We start from the raw sequence: 18,316 nt of genomic DNA on the forward strand, positions 1-18,316 counted from the left end.
TCGATTCTTGTGGTTCAGCAAAAACAGTGGGCATGTTAGCCAAAAAACAGATAATAAAAATTAAGTACAACGTTTTCTTCATTTTTCACCTCATTGTTTTTTGGGATAGTTTTCCCTAAATGAGGAAAATCATTATGCTAACCTGCCCTTTAGTTGAATCATATGCTGCTAGCACACTAAAAAAATCGGCGATAAAGTTCTCTTCTACGCTCTCCGCGGAGCTGAGCATAAATTTGTGTGGTCGATGATTTTTCATGTCCCAGCATGCCTTGAATAAAATCTAACGGTGCCCCGTTATCCAGCAGCTGGCATGCATAAGTATGACGAAAACGATGAGGATAGACGTTTGCCTCGATCGCTCCGCGAGCTGCAAGCCGCTTTATTGTCCACCTGAGCGTTGGAATTACCATGCGTTTAACAGGATTAGTATCCGTTACAAATAAGGCTTTACACGAATCCTCACGATTTTCCAAATACTTCTTCAGCCATACTTTACACTCAGTGGTAAAGTAAACTTCTCTCTGTTTTGATCCCTTCCCATTTACTATAGCAGAGCAGTTCTCCCAGTTTAGATCCTCAACGTTTATCTTCTCGACCTCTCCAATACGACAACCTGTGCTATAGAGAAACTCGAGTAGCGCCTTTTCCCTTGATGTCTGACAGGATATCTTCAAATGGATCACATCTTCCTCCATCAAAAACTTAGGAATTCGCTTTTCCATCTTGGGCTCACGTAGTTTGAGTGAAGGGTTGGTAGGTAGATATGTTTCTTCATATGCAAAACGAAAGAGGGAACGAACAAAACGAATGCGGTGTCCTAGACTGCTTGGCTTCAATCTATCGGACTGCTTAGCTAGGTATTCCTTAAGCAGAATCAAAGTTATTTCAGAGATATCTAAATCCCCGAGTTCCGTAACCAGCATCTTGAGCTGCAGGGCATAGGCTTTCAATGTATTTGGACTAAACCCTTGGATTCGCTTATCCGTTTCATATTGACGCCATAGTTCGCTTAATATCATAATAAAACCTCCTATTAGAGCAATTAATACTAGTTTGCTTCTAATAGAAGGTTTTAGACTTATTTATTCAATTAGCGTTACCCGATTGTTGAACATCACATTAGTCTTTTGAATAGTATTATTGTACTGCGCAGCTGGAAAGTGTTCTTCTTAAAGATAAGTGCCCCTACAGATCAAAAAGAGATAGTGAGCTAATCATTTTCATCTTCCTTGCATATTTCACTAACTAGCTGCCATAACGCGTTGTTTTCTTTATTTTTCGGTCCAAGCCTATTACAATTTTCATAATTAAGGATTTGAATTCCTTTATTTTTTACATTATTCCTTAATAAATTTTTCAAAGGTAACTAATTATTTTGTCGTTTGTTAACTTCAATCGTAATGAACTCCGGTAAATAGCTGGGAGTACATCCTTTTGCTACTATTTCCTCTTTGTAAAGACCCGCTTTCTCACCAAGTTTAATACAACGTGCACGATTCTTTTCATCATAAACGCCTATCCAACCTGCGGTGAAATTCATAGCCCATTGAACTTCCGGTTCTTCCTGCGTAATATTAGCTTCTAATGTAGATAGTAAGTCTGCGGTGTTATCAGGCGGTGTTTGTCCAGTCCATCTCAATCGCGCTTGATAATACCAGAAAGCTCGCCTTTGAAGAGCAGAAGGGCTAGTTCCCCATGACTCCATCAATGCAATTGTCTTCTTGTCTTTGGTGAGCTGATTAGCCATTAACCAATCCATTAAGTTATTTCGCTCATCAAAAGTGTGAGTCTGCATATCCTTATCAAGCTTATTTAGCACTTCTTGTGAAAGAAGTTTTTTATCCATAATTAAGATTGCTAATAGTCTGGGCAAAAACTCTTCGGTTGACCAAAGTTCCATAGCTAGTTCGTGATCTTTTTTAATGTCCTTTGCTATTTTTCGTAAGTCGCCTAGCTTAGTTTTACTATTGATCTGAGGTAGAATGTTTTCTGTTTTTGAAGAACGTTTTATTTCTGTACCTATATTTTCATTCATTTTATACAACTCCTTTATTAAAGCACTGTTTCATAATATGTCCTTGATGGGATATATCAAGAACTTAATTTCGTTATAAGTCTTATTATAGTGGTGTGCCTCCAAAGTTTACCATTTTAATATTCTAACATTATTAAAGCTTTCTCCAACTGCCGCCAGTCTAATACTATTTTTTCTCTGGATAGCGACAGCCAAGGACGAGAAAATAGAATCCTAGACTGTCGCTGTTCCATTGAACTAACGTTACCCGTTAGTGTAACGTATGGATAACGTACTCCATAAATGTCCCTCGTACTATCCCTTTTGATCGTTACCAATTTACCATCTGAAATTAAATCGTAGATCGAGTATCCCCCATCAAGGAAAGGTGGAATTGCTAGAACGTAATCTGATTTTTTATTATTGAATCTATCTACAAATTCCTTCATCCGAATTAAGTCTTCATCACCGAACGTTTTTAAGATATCGCTACCTGTATGGATTGGTTGCTTATGATTATTGCTTGAGTTTGAGCATGCTGATATTCCAAAGCAAACAAGTATCAGCAAAACGAGTTTGAAATTTTTCATGATGATCTTTCCCCTTTTTAACATAGACGAAAAAAATGGACAAATGTTACGGAGTGAGGATTCAGTAAACTGCCCGTTAGCTTAATAATAAGGCTATGTTTAATTCTAATGTTGATATTTAACCATAAGAAACCACCTTGCTGAAAAGGCGGTTCATTGAGCTATCGTACCCTTTAGTTTAAAAGTCGCAATCTTAAAATCATTAAGTCTTCATCGAAATACTGTTCATCAAACTTTAATGCATGTGGTTCTATACCGTAAACTTCAAACCCCAGCGAGACATATAAGYGTTTTGCTGATTTGTTATTAGACACAACCGTCAAATGAATCTGTTCCAACCCTTCACATTCTTTTGTTGCTCTTTCAATCAAGGCTAATAGAAGGGCTTTACCTACCCCCCGTCCTCGAAATTGAGGCTCTACGTACATACCGTAAATGTTTCCTTTATGTGCCGTCTTAAGCCTGTTTTCACGTGAAAAATTGACAATGCCAACTAATGTGTTACTGTCGTCAAAACATCCCAATGTAAATTGATCTTTTGTATGGTGTATCCTTTCTATAATGTGCCCCAGTGGTTTAGTTTCTTCTTGCTCATACGTTGATCCAAATGCATCGGGGTCATTTTTCAATGCACGCAACCTTACTTCTCTATACAYTTGGGCATCAGAGTCATTCAACAGACGAATGTTCATTAGTCACTTCCGATCATTTATCAAATTGTTCTAAATAAAACTTGCGGATTGAAGTAAACTGCCCGTTAGCTTAATGACGCATCGTCAGTCTAATACTTTATTTTCTATAACACGACTTACTCATGAATATTACGGCAGCACGTTTGTTTTTTAGAATGAACGACATGGTGAATCATTTCCCCGTCGGGAATGGGACTATGTTCTTGTCACTAGTCGGGAATGGGATCAAGTTCTTGTCATCAACAAATGACAAGAACTTGATCCCATTAATAAAAAAAACCGCAATTTGCGCGGCTTTCGAAGGGCTGCCACGCGGCAGCCCTTTTGGTTTTCAACTATCGTCTCCCGTTAGTTGAATGATTTATAATTTATGTAATCTAATAAAACTCTTTATCATGGGAAGGTGAATTGTAGTTCAATCTCTCGGCAGCCTTTTTTGTACAGGCTAAATCTCAGCATAATGTGCCAAGTTCTCCTGACTGTCGCTGGCCCACAGAACGACCCAGCATTCCGTGAAATTCAGACGCCGCATAGCTTCGTGACGATGATTGCCATCACGAATCGACAGCTGTCCGCCCACGAGCTGAACGATCAACGGCGGGTATGACCAGTCTTTGCGATAAAGCTCCATCAGCTCTGCTACGTGCAGGCCCCAGTTGTCCTGCGAAACGCAATATTCCATCTCCGCTTCCGGTCCGCAGCAGCGGATAAGTTCCTGAAGCGGTAAACGCACAGGCCCCGCCCAAAATCTCGGCTGTAGCTTAAGCCCTTCAGAAAACGGCTCGTTGCCCCCCGCTGTCTTCAGAAAAAGGTGTACCCACTCTTCGATGCAGCCGTGCTTGGCAAATTCGATCGCCTCTTCGGTTGTAAATGATAAAGGCAGCATGCTGCAATCCCCCTCTGTCTTAATTTCGCTATCGTGTCCCGTTAGTGTAACAACAGATAACTCAACCAATATGAAATATCCTACCTATAATTCCAATAACCATCATAAGTAGAGGACCTACAATTATAAACCCTACTATTACTGCAATAAATTTAAGAGGAGTTGATATTCCTCTTCGTTCACCAATTGTATCTGATTTTTGATTTATTTTCTTAAGTTCACCATCAAGTATTTCCAGATTCAACTCTTCCGACATTCCCCATACCCTTCCCTTTAAAACCCTGAACACATCCACCATTTTACTTCACTTTTGTTTTCATTCCCGTTAGTTCAATAGAAAATAGGAGCTACCACATAGGAGGCTCCTCCGCTATCGTGTCCCGTTAGCGGAATCACTCGGAAGCTTGCCACCCTCCTCAGCCTTCGGCTGTTGCTGACGGAGTTTGACCAGCTGCTCGTACCGCGCGCGTATCTTCGGTATTGCCTCCTCGAGTAACTTTTCGTGCCTCTCAGCTGACAGACGATCGAGTTCCTCTTTTCTATTATTACGTCTGTCTGTCCTCCACGCAATTCTAAAACTATGTCAACGTTCCCTACAGAACGGCTGCTAAGTTACGATAGCTTCCTGTTTTTCGTTAAACTGCACGTTAGCTGAATAAGTTTTCCGTTTATTCTTTAGGCATGAAATTAGTTATCCACGCACAGTTTTGATCTATATTTAATCTCACGATATGTTCCTGTAAAAATTAGGGCAATACATTTTGTTTTTTTATACTTTCCGTGGTTAAGTCAATCCAATAAAACTCAAGGTGATCTTCCTTTGAAATGGGTGTACAGTCAGATTTCAAATCTTCAGAGTTAACTTCAAAGAGATAGCTGATTTCATGTTGGAGGGCACCTTTTTCATCGACCCTGTGTGCTTCTACTACCCCTATGAATCTCTTTACTGTACATTTAGCACCCAATTCTTCATAAAGATCTCTTTTTAATGCATTTTGAGCCCCTTCTCCTAAATCAATACTTCCACCTGGTAAAAAAGAATGGGCACCTTTCAAACGAGCAATTAAAATTTTGTTTTCATGAACAATTATCGCTCGCGCAATATGGCGAAATTTAACCTCCATATTTCTCATCTCTTCCATATTTAGGTATTTATACTTCGGTGTCGGATAGGTTGGTTCCTTCTTTTTTGACGTTCTTGCCAACATAACTGACCGTTAGTTGAGCGAAGGGCTGCCAAGTGGCAGCCCTCTCGATGTTTAACTATCGTGTCCCGTTTGCTTAGCGACCAACAGACTACAAAGTCATTCGGTATACCCCAGCCTCACCGAGAAAATCCTTTCTGGTCAATCCTTTTTCTCCAAGCAATATCCGATAATTCGTTATCGTACCATCATGTGAAATAATAAATATTTTTTGATAGTTTTCCCCGATCCAATCTAATAACTGCTTAGCATATCCTTCAAAAACATTTTGTTCGATCCTGTTAATTCCTTCTTTCCAGCAATCAAAATTAAAATCAAGAATATCAGTATGTCCATAAAGATTTGTGATTTCAGCTATAGAAAGGATATGATCACAAGCTAAAAAAGGGAGTTCAGGGTTTTGAGGAAACATTCTCGGACCAACAAATGGAGAAATAATGAAGTCCATACCGTTTTTCATAATAGTTGCCGTCTCAATTGTACGTTTAGTTGGACTTACAAGAACTAAATCATCAGGATTAATCTTAATTTCATCTCGTATTTGCATTACTTGAAATTTGCCGTACTCTGTAAGACTAGGATGCAGAGTGTTCAACCGATTTGGATAATCGTTGAGATGTTCTCCATGACCGTGCCGAATAAAGATGAATTCCATTTTCCTCCCCCTGACATCAAATTCCATATTGACTATTCGATGATATGATTGAACAATCCTGCCCGTTAGCTTAATGAAGCACCGTCAATCTAATACTTATTTTTTCTAGTCTAAGACTTTATTTTCGGCTGACACTTTGCTGCTCTCTTTTTCTCAGCGTCATTTTCTATGTCTATCTGTAAGAATAAGAATGTAACGAATGACGCTTCATGATGAAAATCACTGTTTTTTAAACAAAAAATATTGATTATTTGGGTGTTGATGACAGAATGTTACAACTATAATGAGTCGTAGAAAGGGGGCAACATCTAGTAGACATGCAAGTCGGCAAGGATCTATCAACTAATTAATGGATGGTGATGGAATAATGGGATTTAAGAGAGCCTCATTTGGCAGGAAAATACTTACAGGTGTTGTGATTATTCCGCTTCTGCTTACGAGTATAGCAACGGCATCTGCATCTGGTACGGATATGAAAGACAAGAAAGGGAACGCACACGGCATTCAGCTGGAATATTTGGACCGTGGCTTAACTGCGGCCTCTACATCGGAAGGTGTATTTCTTAGCTGGCGACTGCTCTCGAACGAAGTGACGGGATATTCGGAGACTGGTTTGACAGGCGCGAATTTCAACGTGTACCGCGACGGCGTTAAAATTGCGGAGATCGATAACAGCACCAATTACCTCGACAAAGACGGCTCCGCTGCTTCGCAATATTATGTAAGCGCTGTTTTAAACAGCCGGGAGGTAGATCAAAGCGCCCAGGTTAAGCCTTGGGGAAATGCCTATTATGATCTGCCGCTACATAAACCGGCAGACGGAATCACACCGGCAGGAGAAGCGTACACCTACTCCGCGAATGATTTGAGTGTAGGCGATGTCAACGGTGACGGACAATATGAGTTATACGTCAAATGGGAGCCGTCCAATTCGAAGGATGTGTCACAAGTCGGATATACTGGTGTGACCTATATCGATTGCTACGAAATAGACGGAACACTGTTGTACCGCATTGATCTGGGCGTGAATATTCGTTCCGGTGCTCATTACACGCAGTTCATGGTTTACGATTTTGATGGAGATGGTAAGGCGGAAGCGATGCTGAAGACCGCTCCAGGAACTAAAATCATCTCGTATGACAGACAAGGCCAAGTCTCCTCCGAGAAATATATTACGATGCCGATTGAGGATGTAAATACCGGCTACAGCAATAAGGATGATTACCGGATGAGCAGTGCTGATTATTATGAGCATCTGGTCGGCGTGTTTATGAACTGGTCAGAGCATGAGGAAGTGAAAAACGGCAGTTGGCCAGCTACGCTCGAAGAGAGCTTCGGTATCGAAAAGAAATACGACTATCCGTTATCCAAAGTGGATGCGGAGAGTATGGTCGATTACTTTATGGACGTATATGCGCCGAGCAGAAGCGCACGTAACAATCTCCGGGCGTTCGAAGGCTTTATTGTGAAAGGGCCTGAGTATTTGACCGTCTTTAACGGTGCAACCGGCTCTGAGCTGGAGACGGTACCCTATAAGCCCGGACGCGAGGACGACGGTCTTCTGTGGGGAGACTATGCGATGGCAAGAATCGAGCCGGGCAACCGAGTAGACCGTTTTCTGGCCGGGGTAGCCTACCTTGATGGCGAGAAGCCGTCAGTGGTGTTTGCAAGAGGCTATTATACGAGATCGACTCTAATTGCTTACGACTGGGACGGCAAGCATCTTAAGGAGCAGTGGTTCGTTGACAGCGGATGGACGCCGATGACAAATCCTTTCAACGACGGACCGCACGGCCGAGATGGAATGGACCCCGAGTTCGGCACCTTAACGACGCAAGGAGCCCATTCCTTAAGCGCCGCAGATGTTGACGGTGACGGCAAACATGAAATCGTATATGGATCGGCTACGATTGATCATGACGGCACTTTGTTGTATAGCTCGATGGATGTGATGCCGCCGCAGAGCGCTGCTCCAGGAACGACTGCCAGACTAGGCCACGGCGACGCGCTTCATGTAACGGATATCGATCCGAACAGGCCCGGGAAGGAAATCTTCATGGTTCATGAAGGTGGCGTCTGGGCGCCTTACGGCTATTCCTTGCGTGATGCAGAAACAGGCGAAGTGCTGAACGGCGGATATACCGGCAAAGATACGGGACGCGGGATAATCGGAGATGTTGAACCTGGTCATAGCGGTCTTGAAACATGGGCGGTCGGTCTGTGGACGGCGGACGGTACTCCAGTCAGCGCATCCGCGCCGGGCACCAATATGAATATAAAATGGTCAGCCGATATGACGACGCAAATTGTAAACGGAGCCATTGATGCCACTCCGACCATTGATGATTGGAAGAAAGGCAGACTGCTGACAGCCGAAGGGACAAGAACAAACAATTATACAAAAGGAAATCCGGGTCTGGTTGCGGATATACTCGGTGACTGGAGAGAAGAAATGCTCGTCCGGACTGCAGAAAGTTCGGCGATCCGGATATACCTCAGCACCGAGGTAACAGACCGTAAGCTGTATACGCTCATGCATGACGCTCAGTACAGAGCAGAGGTGGCGAGACAGAATACGGCGTATAACCAGCCTGCGTATACGAGCTTTTATTTTGCCTCCGATACTGATTGGTCTGCCATTCCGGTTCCAGCTGTTCAGACTCCAGGGGTGTTGACAGCTCTGTCGAAGCTTTTGGATGATTATGCAGAATCCGGCGATTTGAATGGGCCGATTGTGCCGCAGCTGAACAATACGTTAAAACAGGCGCTACATCATCAAGAGAAGGGTTCAATGAACAATGCAGTGAAGTCTTTGGAGAAATTCATTGCCCAGCTGGACAAAGAAACGAAGAAAGACGCAGTCTCCGAACGGGCGCTAAAGAACCTTTCCTATCATGCGTGGAATTTCATAAAGATGTGGAAATAAGCAGGAAATGTAAGGAGCATTCATGTAAGGCACGCAGTTCGTAAATAAGTTTTAGACTGACAATAATAGAAACAGCGGCAGCCAGTGACGAGAAAATAAAGTCTGATATGCTCCCCTTACAATTGCAGGTTTTATTATTTCACCTGTCTACCGTAAGGGGAGCATATCAGATTCGGCTGCTACACTGCTTATACAACTATCGTTATCCGTTAGCTTAATCACCGATTTCTTCACATAAAGATATCTCGATACCACAACCCCCCAAAGAAGATAACTCCAAACAAACATACAAGAGCAAACATTAATAATATAACTCCCCCAAGAGTCCATGCTGCCTTTCTAACCAATCTTGTAATCTGTGCTTTCGTTCTCTCCTCCTGCAAAGCATTGTCCTCCTCTGAACCGCCGCCTGTTATAGTTGGACTATAGTCCCCCGTTAGCGTAATGAAGATCGTGTCAAAAATCTTCGAAATGCCTCGGGTGGACCGAGTGTCGATTGGCCCGAAGCGTGAATACGGTGTTATCGGAAGTTCATGTCCTCTTGTACTACTTACATTATCTCTATATCTAGCCTTGTATGTCTTTCTTCAATCTCTTTATCTTCACTAATCCATTCTGAATCCACCCAAAGATGTATTTGTATCATTCTTGATAGTTCATCAATGGCTTGTTCAGGATTGCTAATTTCTAATAATTTTATTAAGTCTTCATGAGCTAACTCAAGAACTTTCTCTAAATATTCATGATCAATTACTTCTGACTCTAAGCCATATTCTTCTTTTGCCCATTCTTCACAAAAGTACTTCTTTGTTCTAATGTCTCCTTCTTGAAATAAAGTAAATTCAAATATATCTTCATCAAAGAATCCAATTGTCATAACAGGTTCTGACACAAAATTAGAAAGTATTTCACCAATTTCCTCGACTTTTCCCCATGAAAATTGATCATTCAGGACACTACTCCAATTCATTCCTTGGTTAATATAGAAAGATACCGATGATGTAGTTCTTCTAATCTGTTTGTTCGATTGATATACATATTGGTCTATGATATCTACACCAGTATTATTTGCTGTTGTAAGTATTGATCCAGCTTTGTTACTCAGTCTTTGTAACGCATCAACGAGTACCTCTTGATTATTAGTTTTGATATGAAGATTGGCAAACTTTGTGCCCATTCCATCTCCTCCAAGTTTTACATGAATTTCTAATAACGTTCTTTTTTTCGCGATGTCCATACCCCTTAGATAGCTACTATCTTAGGGGAATGGGTATGTCCGGGTGCTCCTGCTTATTTTAGCCCCTCAATAATACCACATATTGGAACTAACCTGCCCGTTAGCGTAACGAAGGGCCGCCCGCTGGCAGCCCTCATGTTATTGAACTATAATGTCCCGTTAGCTTAATGACTTATGCCGTGTCCCGGTCCGAAACCTTGATTTCCTCCCTTGGTCCGCCCGAGGAACTTCGGGATTCAACTAACGGGGAACGATAGTTGAATAAAACATATCGATGAGCAGGTGCTACCGCAACTGCTCATCGACGACAGTCAGCCTGCCGCGTGAATATAATGCTAGGTGAAGTCAGTCACTTCGACGAATTTAATTCAAAATTGTTGTTTACTCTCTTTAAAATAATGTCTACAATTTCAGTTGTCTTTAATTTATCCGTAATTAAATGCTCTTGATAAATATCCTTCCTAAAAGCGTCGATACATTTAGCTGTCCGTTGGAATGACCATCCTCCTACTGTGTCACCACGCTTGACTAATCTATTGTAAATGGTGTCCTCTGAAGCTATTAAACAAAAATGAAAGAGTTCCTCATCTAATTCTTTAAATCCATTGTAAATGTAATTGAAATTTTCCTCTTTATATAAGGTCATGGGCACAATTAAGTGTTTTTGATACTTCTTCTTTACCTCTCCTGCCACCCTTACGGTCAAGATTTTCCAAAGTTCCATGTCCTGGAAATCATCAGTTTGTTCATGGATGTGCATCACTTCCTCAGGTATTATCTTTCTAATCATAAGTCCAATTTCTTCAGGATCAAATATCATGCTATTCGCAACTAATGGTTGTAGCATTTTGGCTGTGGAGGTCTTACCAGAACCAAAAGCCCCATTTATCATGATAATCACGTGATCACTCCTCTGGTAATATTATGTCTTTAATAAGCTTTGACTGATTTCACCTAAAATTATATTCACGAATTTTTAATAGCCTTCCTAGAACATTGTATTTCATTTGTTCTTATCCAAAATAGTGCAATTTTTATGTGTCATCTTTTCATGTTTTGATTTGGTCATTTCCACGCTAAACTGCCCGTTAGCGTAATGAAGGGCTACCATATGGCAGCCCTTTCGGTGTTCAACTATCGTTTCCCGTTAGCGTAACGATGTGTTGTTGACTTAAAAAACTTTAATCATTAAAACTATTTTCATAAATATCAAGGAACTTAGATACCATTACACCTTGTTGTTTAACCATTCATCTTTGGTCTCAAGTTACCCAGCATATTTCTTATAGTCTCTATAATTCTCATTACTAATAGGCATTAAATCATACTCGACCACAGTTGCATCAAAACCTTTTTTATAATCGATTTGAGCTTGTTGCAATGCCTTCTTATGATCTTTAAAAATTGGCATTCCTTCGGCATTAGCTCCTATTTCATACGCTTCGTTAACACCGAAATCGACACTTAACTGGCTTGTATCATAGTCGTCAACAACTTTTGAAGGTGAATTGCAGGCAGTTAGAAATGTAAGTAAAGCAATACTAATCACCATCATTATATGTTTCATTTTTCTCCTCCGAAATTGATAGTTATTAAAATATTTTTCTTCTTCTTGACTGAATATCCTTCTAAATCACAAAAGGCGACTGATCCATTACAACGAACGCTTTCACTTTATTGAACTCTTGTTCCCCGTTAGCGTAACAAATAAATATACCTGTCTTAAATCTTTTTGTCTTCTTGAGTCCTTATGTTTTGTCTGTATCGCATAATAGCAATAGGTAAATTCCCAACTCCAAGAAGAAAACAAGATATAATCGGTATCAATTGAGGTATAGTGGGGTAATTTGGTTTTCCATCTCCCACTGGTCCTGTTTTAGGTTGATGAATATCCCACAAACCATATATAAGGCCGACTACTGGTATTATAATACAAATGACACTTACAACTATATAGAATATATACTTGTTCAAGCCCCCACCTCCTCAATGAAAATCGTCTAATATCTGGCTCACCTGCACCTTAACGTGGAAAAGTAGCCCATTGATCCAACTGACTGCCTTCTTGTCATTGTTCAGCTATCGTGTCCCGTTAGTTGAATAATTAACTTAAATCTTTTGAATTGCCATTTCAATTTGTTTACCAAATTTAGTGTTTTTAGCTTTATCTAAGTTCTCATAACGATGCCAATAGAGTATTAGAACATTTTTGAGTTCGTAAATTGTTGGTATCTGCATATCTTTTGCTTCTTTTTGGATGTTGAAATCTTTAAGACCATCTTTACGAGCTTGTTCCGACTCAAATACGTAAATTGAAATGAACTCTGGGTAAACAGCTTTTTCAGTTGGGTGGTTTACAGAAAACCTATTGGGTTTAACCTTATTCAGAACCCAATCGTACTGCACTTCCTTTACAAACATTTCAATGCCCTCTGCTTCAATTGCAATTTTAACTTTATCCAAAGTAAGCTTGCTTTTCTTGTTTTCGTTTACAGTCACAGGTTTCTCTTTATCTTTCACAATCACTGGCTCTTTTTCCGTTTGATTAGCAAAGCATCCTGTTACAATGAAACACATTGCTATCAGTGTAATCATGATTCTTTTCATTATTATAATCCCCTTTTCAACAGTTATTGACGTTTGGAGATGGAGGTATGTTGCAAAAGAAGGGATAGTAATATTAAGCTACACTGCCAGTTAGCGCAACGAAAAATGGAGCAGCTGCCGTAGGCAAGCTGCTCCATTTTTCCTTCAACTATCAGTTAGTTTAAGAAGTTTGATTAGGTCGATATTACATTAACAGAACCTTTCTAATAAAAAATTAAAGGAAAAGTAAATGTAACGAATGCTGCCCAAAGTCCATAGACCGGCAAATACTTCGTAACGGCATTTTGGATAGTAGAAGGCCCGGTTTTGTTTTGTAGAAAATGCATATAGCAGATCATAATCCAAATTAGATTGGCCCAGATAAGTATGTTTACGCCTAAAACTGCAAGTCTGTTGGGCGTAATCCCATAAGAAGAAAGCCTGAACACTATGGCTGATAAAGCCACACTGTCAATAATAAGAGCAAGAACGATTAGGGCAAAATTTATATAATCAGAAATGTTCTTTTTCTCGTCTTTGCGGCTTTCGGTAATGGAAAATATGGTGACAGCCAATACACTAAGGAGTATTCCGTTGAAGGATAGAAGGAAATCGCGGTCCAAGAATGGATTTTTTCCGACCCAAATAACCGTTATTAGGTAGACCACCAATGTGACAAGTACAAGCGGACTAAAGATTTTGGCTATATAGGGTGCAATATTTTTAGAAAGTTTAAGGTTCCTCGATACCAGGTATGTGGACACAATAGCGAGAGCCGCAGCACCAAATAATACGACATTTTTAAAATAAAATTGAGATATATCCATGCCGACAAATCTAAATAACTGCATGGTTAATGCTGTTAGCAGCATTCCGCTGATTGCCATAGTGGCGTAGAGTATGCAAAATTCCCCATTAAATTTAAGATAAGCTAATCTCGTGCTGCCTATTCTATATTCATTACCTGTAAATGCAAGCCCTAATACTACCCATAAGAAAATGGGAAGGTGAAGATAAGCCAAGATAATACTATCTTTATGCTCTAGTGGCAGCATATTAAGATAAAATCCGGAGATTAGAAATAACGATGCAAGGATATAAATAATATTTTTTTTGGGGGTACTACTATATACAAAATAAGCTGTAATAAAGGGAAGTATACCAAAAACAAGGTTAATCGGAGCTATTGCTTGCTGTTCGGTAAAATGAAAAATTATTCTGGTGCTTATCCCGGCAAGAATCGCTAAAATGCCCATGAATAAGAAATTCTTTTGAAGCAAGGGAGCTTTTTCTGAATTTGCCGTCTCATTGAAATGCAATCTTTCATACCAAATGGCAAGAATCTGCGAATCAGGATGATGTTCCCAGGCGTATGAGAATGCTTTTTTAAAAGCTTCGGGTTCTTTTCTATACATTCTCTCCAGCTCATGGGGGTTAGCAATATTTTCAATAATCAGATTGTTAATGTCCATGTTATACCTCCTCTTTGTCACTTTTATATTCTAAAATGTCTCCAGGTTGGCATTCTAATGTTTTGCAAATGGCCTCTAAAGTTGAAAGCCTAATTGCTTTTGCCTTTCCATTTTTCAATATTGAAATGTTAGCCATTGTTATTCCAACCCTCTCCGAAAGTTCTGTTACGCTCATTTTTCTTTTAGCCAACATCACATCAATATTGATTATAATCGCCATGTTATTCACCTCAGACCGTCAAATCATTTTCTGATTTTATATCAATAGCCTCTTTTAAAAGCTTTTGGAGAACAGCAGCAAAAACGGCAATCACTATGGAGGCAAAAATCAAGACCAATCCGATGACTATGATACCTGGGGCATCGTCTTTCTCCGCAATGAGATAGAAGAGTGGCATGCCTACCACAAACAAGCTGCTGATTGTGATTGCACAGTATTTTATATTCTTTAAAGCTCGTACAGATAATTCCGAGAATGCTTTGATCTTGTCAATATAGCTTAAAAGTTTAAATGCTTGATACAGAGCAAAGTAAAAAGGTATTACCGCTGCATACAAATCGATAAACACGAGATATTTCAAATAAGTCATTTCTGGATACAATTCTACCGCAAAATTGGCGATCTCTGGCACCAAAAATATGCACAAAGCAAGAACTGGGATTCCAATAAGAATAACAGCTGCCTTTAAAAAGAGTGTTGTTCCTCGTTCCATAAAAAGCCCCTCACTAATCATTAAATTTAATTCGATTTTAACATAATATTTATCGTTTTGCAATAAATAAATACCGATATTGATTACATTGTTGTTGTTACAGGGGAGTTCTTTTTACAACCAAAAAAAGCATTCCTCATTACAAAGAAATGCTCAATAACATTAAATAAACAACCTTAGTCCGGTTGAATACCGTACCAAGGTTGCTTAAGGCTGCTTCTTTAATATTGTTTGATTGACGGGGGGAAGTTCAGTTCAGTTATCAGAAGTCTGTTTATGTAACCTTCAACATCTATCCTAGTTTAGGCAATTTACTATTGTTTTTGTATCCTGAATCGTATGCGCTCTTGATAGCGTCAGCCAATTCGGGCGTATATTTCCGGATTGTCAGTCTTCCTCGCTCTAGGACCGCTTTAGCGTATTCATCAGAGTAATACAGAGCATCATCCGTTACATGTACTAAATAGTATTGTCGTTCCGGACCAACTTTACGGCTTTTTACTTTAGTATTCAAGATCCTTTTAGCCCTACCTAATTTGGTACCTTCATGGATGTCAATGCCCCAGATCTCCTGACTGCTATTATCTAAAACCTCGTAGCCGACAACTACTCTGCGTTCTAAATTTTCGGATAAAGTAAGTAATTTAAGTAATGTACAATCCGTTTTCGGTTTGAATTTTTCCTTTGTAGTTTTGGAAGACGACTTTCCTGTAGTCACGCCTTTGGAGACTTTTCGCACATTCGTTTTCTTAACATCGGAAGAAACTTCTTTATCACTATTCGTTGTAGTCTTAGCTTTCTTGCTTATCAATTTTCCCAAGAGTTCTTGTTCCATTTCCTGCTTAATCTTTTGCATACCCTGCTTCATTTTCCGGGTTAAATCCTGCTCTAATTTCTTCTGCATTTCTAGGTTGCTTTCGGCCTTGGTTTTAGTCGTGGTCTTTGTAGAAGTGGTTTTCCGGCTCTTGGTTTTCTTGGGGAGGCGTTTTGGCTTCGTGAGAGAATGAAGGGTTTTCTTTAACTCCTGCATTAAGGACCTTTTTACCTTTCGTTGCCTCGTCATATTCGTCCTCCTTCTGGCGGATCCGAGGGAGTCACGCAGATGTGTGTGCCGGAACAATAATCTCTCGAATCATATATGCCGCAGATTGTGTTGAAGTCTCGTTAAATTATTCAGGTAACGGGGACCGATAGAGCTCAATATCCGATGCTTGCTATTTCCATCATTATTCTTTCCTATCTTCATTCTATCATTCCCATCATTTGGTTTGAAGAAAAACGAAGATCTGTGGTCTAAATGGGTTAGCTGGGGATCGGGGTGATATTTCTTGTTTGTCTGCGTAATATGTAAATCTTTAGAGTGGTACTACCGGGCATAGCTTTTATTTCGGATTTGCTTTATTCCGTTTCTGATCCGTATCTTAAATTGTTTGGAATCATGATTTCAGTTTTCCATTGTTCAATGGTATCATAAATGGTTGTTACTGGCCAAAACGGATCTGGTTCAATGGCTCCACGCCATGTTAAATGAACCTGAGCATATTTCTCTTCATCAATGTATTTAAAGAGATATTCATCCCTGTCTCTTCTTCTTGCAACTATCTCTAGATTTGCTCCAAATAATAAATGACTTTCACACATTTCTTTCTGTAGTTCTTGAATAAATTTTTCTAAGTTTGAAGATTGCCAGGGATTAAGAAAAGTTTCAGATTGCATATCAACACCTCTTTTTTTGGTCCTTGCAGCTTTTATTTGCAAACTTCGTTATTTGAATTATTCGCGAATCATATAAACTATCCTGCCCGTTAGTTTAATAAAACGAGCAGGCTACCGCACACGGTTATAAACTATGTCATTAACAGAGTCTGCCCGATAGTTGATCAGGCTGCCCAATAAGCCGGAAGCCTTGTGTCTTTTTAATATCTTTTACTGTAAGTTTATCGTTAAGCGACTGGATAAAGTAAAGTCATATAGGTTGACAACTCATATTCGAATGATTGATATAATAGGATTTTTTAGTGTTTCATTGAAATTTAGATTCCTTTGTATTTTGTATAGATGTCTATAAATCGAGTTAAGTCATTGTTACTACTTAATTTTCTTTTTGCACATTGCCAAGAATATGTACCGATAAAACAAAAAAACCGCGATTTGCGCGGTAATTAATCGCTCATATTCTTGTCATCCGACATATGGATTCCTTATGTAATGAATAAGCTAATAGCTCATCCATTTAATTTTGAAAACTTTAGAATTTTCCTATACATCGTTTTGTTACTCAAGGTATTAAAAATGCTCATATCTGGTTTAGTATTAACTTCCAAAACCCATAGTTTCAGTTCAGAGTCAATTGCAATATCAACGCCGAAAGCTTTATTTTTAGGATAACCTTTTGCGAGTACTACGCTCGCGTCTTTTCCCAAAAGTTCAATTTTTTTAATATATTTCAACCTTTTTATTCCATTTAGATGTGACTTGAGCAATATCTCTACTGGTAACGGTGTACCTCCACTGTGGTAATTAGTTACGATTTTTCTAGGTTTAGCCATTCTTCCAATAATACCTGTTACCTCAAGTTGTTTACTTCTGTTCTTTTGCACCATAACCCTGATGTCAAATGGTCGGTTACTATGCCTCAATAAGCCAATTCCTCTTTGAGCAACATACTTGTTTTTAAGTTGTAATTTGTGAAGAGACCTAAATAAGGTGTCTAATGAATCAAACTGTTTTGATATTGATCCGCTCCTCAAAGTATATCTTTTTGCATTTTTAGTTAACTTATATATTCCATGACCTCCAGTCCCCGTGTCAGGCTTCAAGTATACTGAATCATATAATCTTAACATGGTATTTATATTAGATTTAGTTGCTGCACGTGTATCAGGTAAAGATGCTGAAATGCGGCCATATCCATTCATAAAGCGATATTTCCCTAATTTCCCAAATTTATATTTCACCATTCTCACAATCTCGCTCCTTTCATCTCATCACTAGTAATATACGAATAGTTCATTGAAAATGGAACGGACAATAGAGGACTTTTCGGTGAAATATGTGTTTTTAATATATTGATAAAATGTATATTTTATTTTTAATGAAACATTTTTCTAAGTCCTTTATATAGAGCATACTCTGGATAGAACTCTAGCTCTGCTCTTTCTAGCAAATTAATCAGCTCATCAATGTCATTTCTACTAATAGTAATGGAATTTCGAAAAGCAATCGCTTTAACTATAATCAATGAGTCTCCAACTATTTCAATTTAGCTCAAGCAAAGTTGATTCCTCAATCTCAAGATCACAAAATCGCCAAACAGCATTATTAATTGCAATGAGTAGGC

Annotated in this window: 20 protein-coding genes; 1 reads left to right on the forward strand and 19 read right to left on the reverse strand. The window is 39.3% G+C overall.

The window, feature by feature from the left end:
- Positions 1-176 precede the first annotated feature (176 nt).
- The 8 genes from AC787_RS29935 to AC787_RS29970 form a co-directional block, all read right to left on the reverse strand.
- Positions 177-1,019 (reverse strand): tyrosine-type recombinase/integrase, encoded by an 843-nt coding sequence (locus tag AC787_RS29935; protein WP_054028655.1) that lies wholly within the window; start codon positions 1,017-1,019, stop codon positions 177-179.
- A gap of 347 nt (positions 1,020-1,366) precedes the next feature.
- On the reverse strand, positions 1,367-2,035 hold the full coding sequence (locus AC787_RS29940) for a DNA alkylation repair protein (protein ID WP_054028656.1): 669 nt from the start codon (positions 2,033-2,035) through the stop codon (positions 1,367-1,369).
- A 116-nt stretch (positions 2,036-2,151) separates the two neighbouring features.
- A complete protein-coding gene (locus tag AC787_RS29945; RefSeq protein ID WP_054028657.1) occupies positions 2,152-2,604 on the reverse strand; it encodes a hypothetical protein in 453 nt (150 codons plus the stop codon).
- A gap of 173 nt (positions 2,605-2,777) precedes the next feature.
- Entirely contained in the window at positions 2,778-3,296 is a 519-nt protein-coding gene (locus AC787_RS29950) for a GNAT family N-acetyltransferase (RefSeq protein WP_054028102.1), read from the reverse strand.
- Positions 3,297-3,741: 445 nt separating this feature from the next.
- Positions 3,742-4,251: a ParB/Srx family N-terminal domain-containing protein gene (locus AC787_RS29955; RefSeq protein ID WP_200930792.1), complete on the reverse strand. Its 510-nt coding sequence runs from the start codon at positions 4,249-4,251 to the stop codon at positions 3,742-3,744.
- Entirely contained in the window at positions 4,244-4,438 is a 195-nt protein-coding gene (locus tag AC787_RS29960; RefSeq protein ID WP_063847744.1) for a hypothetical protein, read from the reverse strand. The genes AC787_RS29955 and AC787_RS29960 overlap by 8 nt, the downstream gene beginning before the upstream one ends.
- Before the next feature lie 490 nt (positions 4,439-4,928).
- On the reverse strand, positions 4,929-5,306 hold the full coding sequence (locus AC787_RS29965) for an NUDIX domain-containing protein (RefSeq protein WP_054028660.1): 378 nt from the start codon (positions 5,304-5,306) through the stop codon (positions 4,929-4,931).
- 172 nt (positions 5,307-5,478) lie between these two features.
- Positions 5,479-6,042 carry a phosphoglycerate mutase family protein gene (locus AC787_RS29970; protein ID WP_054028661.1) on the reverse strand — a complete coding sequence of 188 codons (564 nt, stop codon included), beginning with the start codon at positions 6,040-6,042 and terminating at the stop codon, positions 5,479-5,481.
- A 367-nt stretch (positions 6,043-6,409) separates the two neighbouring features.
- On the opposite strand from AC787_RS29970, the gene AC787_RS29975 reads away from it, so the two are divergent.
- Complete coding sequence (locus AC787_RS29975; protein WP_054028662.1) at positions 6,410-8,968, forward strand: rhamnogalacturonan lyase; 2,559 nt, start codon at positions 6,410-6,412, stop codon at positions 8,966-8,968.
- A gap of 550 nt (positions 8,969-9,518) precedes the next feature.
- Here AC787_RS29975 and AC787_RS29980 read toward each other — a convergent pair.
- The 11 genes from AC787_RS29980 to AC787_RS30030 form a co-directional block, all read right to left on the reverse strand.
- Positions 9,519-10,205: a hypothetical protein gene (locus tag AC787_RS29980; RefSeq protein ID WP_152970814.1), complete on the reverse strand. Its 687-nt coding sequence runs from the start codon at positions 10,203-10,205 to the stop codon at positions 9,519-9,521.
- A 349-nt stretch (positions 10,206-10,554) separates the two neighbouring features.
- The gene (locus AC787_RS29985) at positions 10,555-11,097 is read right to left on the reverse strand and encodes an AAA family ATPase (RefSeq protein WP_235561185.1); all 543 of its coding nucleotides are present in this window, start codon (positions 11,095-11,097) and stop codon (positions 10,555-10,557) included.
- Positions 11,098-11,472: 375 nt separating this feature from the next.
- Positions 11,473-11,772: a hypothetical protein gene (locus AC787_RS29990; RefSeq protein ID WP_054028665.1), complete on the reverse strand. Its 300-nt coding sequence runs from the start codon at positions 11,770-11,772 to the stop codon at positions 11,473-11,475.
- A gap of 155 nt (positions 11,773-11,927) precedes the next feature.
- Complete coding sequence (locus AC787_RS29995) at positions 11,928-12,179, reverse strand: hypothetical protein (RefSeq protein ID WP_054028666.1); 252 nt, start codon at positions 12,177-12,179, stop codon at positions 11,928-11,930.
- Between the two features lie 135 nt (positions 12,180-12,314).
- Entirely contained in the window at positions 12,315-12,812 is a 498-nt protein-coding gene (locus tag AC787_RS30000) for a hypothetical protein (protein ID WP_054028667.1), read from the reverse strand.
- 203 nt (positions 12,813-13,015) lie between these two features.
- The gene (locus tag AC787_RS30005) at positions 13,016-14,263 is read right to left on the reverse strand and encodes a DUF4153 domain-containing protein (protein ID WP_054028668.1); all 1,248 of its coding nucleotides are present in this window, start codon (positions 14,261-14,263) and stop codon (positions 13,016-13,018) included.
- 1 nt (position 14,264) lies between these two features.
- Complete coding sequence (locus AC787_RS30010; protein ID WP_054028669.1) at positions 14,265-14,483, reverse strand: helix-turn-helix domain-containing protein; 219 nt, start codon at positions 14,481-14,483, stop codon at positions 14,265-14,267.
- A 10-nt stretch (positions 14,484-14,493) separates the two neighbouring features.
- Complete coding sequence (locus AC787_RS30015) at positions 14,494-14,976, reverse strand: DUF2975 domain-containing protein (RefSeq protein ID WP_054028670.1); 483 nt, start codon at positions 14,974-14,976, stop codon at positions 14,494-14,496.
- Positions 14,977-15,268: 292 nt separating this feature from the next.
- The gene (locus AC787_RS30020; protein ID WP_054028671.1) at positions 15,269-16,039 is read right to left on the reverse strand and encodes a hypothetical protein; all 771 of its coding nucleotides are present in this window, start codon (positions 16,037-16,039) and stop codon (positions 15,269-15,271) included.
- A gap of 335 nt (positions 16,040-16,374) precedes the next feature.
- Positions 16,375-16,692, reverse strand: a complete 318-nt coding sequence (locus AC787_RS30025) for a hypothetical protein (RefSeq protein ID WP_054028672.1) — start codon at positions 16,690-16,692, stop codon at positions 16,375-16,377.
- Between the two features lie 509 nt (positions 16,693-17,201).
- Positions 17,202-17,936 (reverse strand): YheC/YheD family protein, encoded by a 735-nt coding sequence (locus AC787_RS30030; protein WP_063847737.1) that lies wholly within the window; start codon positions 17,934-17,936, stop codon positions 17,202-17,204.
- Positions 17,937-18,316 lie beyond the last annotated feature (380 nt).

The sequence above is a fragment of the Bacillus sp. FJAT-28004 genome, from assembly GCF_001280845.1.
In the GTDB taxonomy this organism is placed as follows: Bacteria; Bacillota; Bacilli; order Paenibacillales; family Paenibacillaceae; genus Pristimantibacillus.

Excerpts from the sequence above, each read along its gene's own strand:
- AC787_RS29940 (WP_054028656.1), bottom strand. The coding sequence starts at position 2,035 with ATGAATGAAAATATAGGTACAGAAATAAAACGTTCTTCAAAAACAGAA.
- AC787_RS29965 (WP_054028660.1), bottom strand. The coding sequence starts at position 5,306 with ATGGAGGTTAAATTTCGCCATATTGCGCGAGCGATAATTGTTCATGAA.
- AC787_RS29990 (WP_054028665.1), bottom strand. The coding sequence starts at position 11,772 with ATGAAACATATAATGATGGTGATTAGTATTGCTTTACTTACATTTCTA.
- AC787_RS30015 (WP_054028670.1), bottom strand. The coding sequence starts at position 14,976 with ATGGAACGAGGAACAACACTCTTTTTAAAGGCAGCTGTTATTCTTATT.
- AC787_RS29970 (WP_054028661.1), bottom strand. The coding sequence starts at position 6,042 with ATGGAATTCATCTTTATTCGGCACGGTCATGGAGAACATCTCAACGAT.
- AC787_RS29960 (WP_063847744.1), bottom strand. The coding sequence starts at position 4,438 with ATGTCGGAAGAGTTGAATCTGGAAATACTTGATGGTGAACTTAAGAAA.
- AC787_RS29980 (WP_152970814.1), bottom strand. The coding sequence starts at position 10,205 with ATGGACATCGCGAAAAAAAGAACGTTATTAGAAATTCATGTAAAACTT.
- AC787_RS29945 (WP_054028657.1), bottom strand. The coding sequence starts at position 2,604 with ATGAAAAATTTCAAACTCGTTTTGCTGATACTTGTTTGCTTTGGAATA.
- AC787_RS30010 (WP_054028669.1), bottom strand. The coding sequence starts at position 14,483 with ATGGCGATTATAATCAATATTGATGTGATGTTGGCTAAAAGAAAAATG.
- AC787_RS30000 (WP_054028667.1), bottom strand. The coding sequence starts at position 12,812 with ATGAAAAGAATCATGATTACACTGATAGCAATGTGTTTCATTGTAACA.
- AC787_RS30030 (WP_063847737.1), bottom strand. The coding sequence starts at position 17,936 with ATGGTGAAATATAAATTTGGGAAATTAGGGAAATATCGCTTTATGAAT.
- AC787_RS29935 (WP_054028655.1), bottom strand. The coding sequence starts at position 1,019 with ATGATATTAAGCGAACTATGGCGTCAATATGAAACGGATAAGCGAATC.
- AC787_RS30005 (WP_054028668.1), bottom strand. The coding sequence starts at position 14,263 with ATGGACATTAACAATCTGATTATTGAAAATATTGCTAACCCCCATGAG.
- AC787_RS30020 (WP_054028671.1), bottom strand. The coding sequence starts at position 16,039 with ATGACGAGGCAACGAAAGGTAAAAAGGTCCTTAATGCAGGAGTTAAAG.
- AC787_RS30025 (WP_054028672.1), bottom strand. The coding sequence starts at position 16,692 with ATGCAATCTGAAACTTTTCTTAATCCCTGGCAATCTTCAAACTTAGAA.
- AC787_RS29985 (WP_235561185.1), bottom strand. The coding sequence starts at position 11,097 with ATGATAAATGGGGCTTTTGGTTCTGGTAAGACCTCCACAGCCAAAATG.
- AC787_RS29975 (WP_054028662.1), top strand. The coding sequence starts at position 6,410 with ATGGGATTTAAGAGAGCCTCATTTGGCAGGAAAATACTTACAGGTGTT.